At 43.5% G+C, this 2,512-nt stretch carries 2 protein-coding genes; both read left to right on the top strand.

The features are described 5' to 3' along the window. Positions 1–1,986, top strand: a 1,986-nt coding sequence (locus B7X71_RS15085) for a TonB-dependent receptor (RefSeq protein WP_293601279.1), incomplete at its 5' end; no start/stop codon positions are given. 26 nt (positions 1,987–2,012) lie between these two features. Continuing rightward, a complete protein-coding gene (locus B7X71_RS15080; RefSeq protein ID WP_293599236.1) occupies positions 2,013–2,390 on the top strand; it encodes a DsrE family protein in 378 nt (125 codons plus the stop codon). The last annotated feature ends 122 nt before the right edge of the window (positions 2,391–2,512 follow it).

The following is a 2,512-nucleotide window of genomic DNA, read 5'->3' as shown; positions in this document are numbered from 1 at the left end:
CAGTCGCGTGTCAATACTCCCAATACTGCGGCCATGCTTTTGAATATTCCTGGCGTCAGTATGTATTCTGGTGGCGGCGTATCTGGCTTGCCAGCAATCCATGGTTTAGGGGACGATCGAGTAGCCATCAATGTGGATGGCATGCCACTTTTATCTTCCTGCCCAAACCATATGAACTCTCCACTGTCGTATATCAGTCCATCCAATGTGGGTAGCGTCAAAGTGATTACTGGTCTATCGCCAGTAAGTGCTGGCGGTGATAGCTTGGGTGGCGTTGTTTCCGTTCAATCATTGCCTCCAGTATTTGCTAACAAAGGCGAGACCCTCACACAAGGTGAGGTGGGTGCTTCATACAGTAGCAATGCAACAGCTATTGGTGGAAATTTGAATGTCACGGCAGCAACCGATGAATTTAGTGCTAACTACACGGTTGATTCTGTAAAGGCAGGAAATTACACGGCTGGCGGCAACTTCAAGCCGGCTGGAAATGGTATTTCACCTAGTACAGTTGGCGCCTCAAGATATATCGCCACCAATCAACAACTCGCTTTAGCGTGGCAAAAAGATAACCACCTAGTTGAATTCAAAGCCGGGTATCAATTTATTCCATTCGAAGGTTATGCAAACCAGCGTATGGATATGACTAAAAATCAAAGTGAGCAATTTAATCTCAAGTACACCGGTAAATATGATTGGGGTACTTTAGAAGCTCAAGCCTACAACCAAATGGTCAATCACCAGATGGATGACAACACTGGCGCACGAACATCGCCCGCAATGCCAATGCTGGCAACGAGCTCAACCAACGGCGCTGTTATTAAAGGAACGCTACCAATTTCCGAAACTCAGTTAGCTAGACTTGGAACCGAGTGGCAAGGATATAAATTAAATGATTGGTGGCCACCATCAGGTACTGGAATGATGATGAGTCCAAATACCTTTCAAAATATTAATAATGGCACCAGAGAGCGTTTAGCATTATTTAGCGAATTAGAGCAACAGTGGTCTAAGGAATTGATTAGTTTGGCTGGGGTACGTGTTGAGCAGGTCGCTGCAAATGCAGGAAATGTTCAGGGATATAGCTCTATGTATCAATCTCAAGCAAATGCATTTAATGCTCAGAAACATCAGCAGACTGATTACAACTGGGACTTAACAGCCCTTTCTCGGTATAAACCAGATAACAATCAAAACTACGAAGCAGGTTACTCGCGCAAGACCAGATCCCCAAATCTCTATGAGCGCTACTCTTGGTCAACAACACCAATGGCAGCAATCATGAATAACTTTGTAGGGGATGGTAACGGTTATGTTGGTCAAGTGACGCTTGCCCCTGAGGTTGCAAATACCGTGAGCTTTGCAAGTGATTGGCATGATGCTAATAAAGAGGTTTGGGGATTTAAGACCAACCCTTACTACACCTATGTAAGTAACTATATCGATGCAGCATGTAATACAACTTGTACTGTTGATAAATTTAATGTCCTTAAGTATGTAAACCAAGATGCGCAACTCTATGGATTGGATCTTTCCGGTAATGTAATGCTAGGTAAGCTACCTCAGTTAGGCCGTTTCCAAATGACTGGTATAGCTTCATATACTCGCGGTCAAAACGTGACTACTGGCGGCAATCTTTACAACATCATGCCGTTGAATGGAAAGCTTGGATTTGTTCAGTACTTAGGTGCAAATTGGACCAATACTATTGAGGGACAGTTCGTGGCAGCTAAGACCAATCTCAATGCTGTTAGAAATGAGATTGCAACAGGTGGATATTCACTCTATAACTTACGCGCTTCTTATGATGATAAGAAATATCGCGTGAACTTCGGTATTGAGAATTTACTGAATAAGCTCTACGCATTGCCACAAGGTGGAGCATACCTAGGCCAAGGTAACACAATGTCAATGAATGGAGTAGCTTGGGGTACTGCAGTTGCGGGTATGGGAAGAACATTCTACGTTTCAGCAAATATGAAGTTTTAATTGAAGTAAAGAAAAAAGGGCAAGCGATGATCTCTAGGATTTTCAGAATTTTGGCTATTCTGGCGGCCATCTCTTTGCCCTTATCTGTTTTTGGTGCTAAAGAGCCTATCTACGTTAATTTAGCTACTAATGATCCAGTCAAGGTTTCAATGGCTTTGGATGCGAGTCGGCAATATGCAGAAAAAGGTTATCCGATTGTTATTTATCTCAATGACAAGGCGGTTCTTCTTGGTGTGGAAGTGCAATCTGGAGCCGTCTCCAAAGAGGGGGAGGCGATAAGACAGGCAATTGCAAATGGCGCAAAGATCATTGTTTGCCCAAGTTGTTTAGAGGATTATGGGTTTACCCGAAACAATTTGTTGCAAGGCGCAATGCTCGGAGCAGAACATCAAAATACTAGATAAAATCCTCACATTATGAATTTCCATAAAAACCGCCTCATTCACTGGATTGCAGTTTTAGCAATCACAATGAGTGCGCTTGCGCCAGCAGTTTCTCAAGCGGTATCGCTAGTTAAGCATGGCCA

This window comes from Polynucleobacter sp. 39-46-10 (assembly GCF_002282275.1).
Note: the sequence above shows the minus strand (reverse complement) of the source record. Positions and strands in the feature narration are given on the sequence as shown.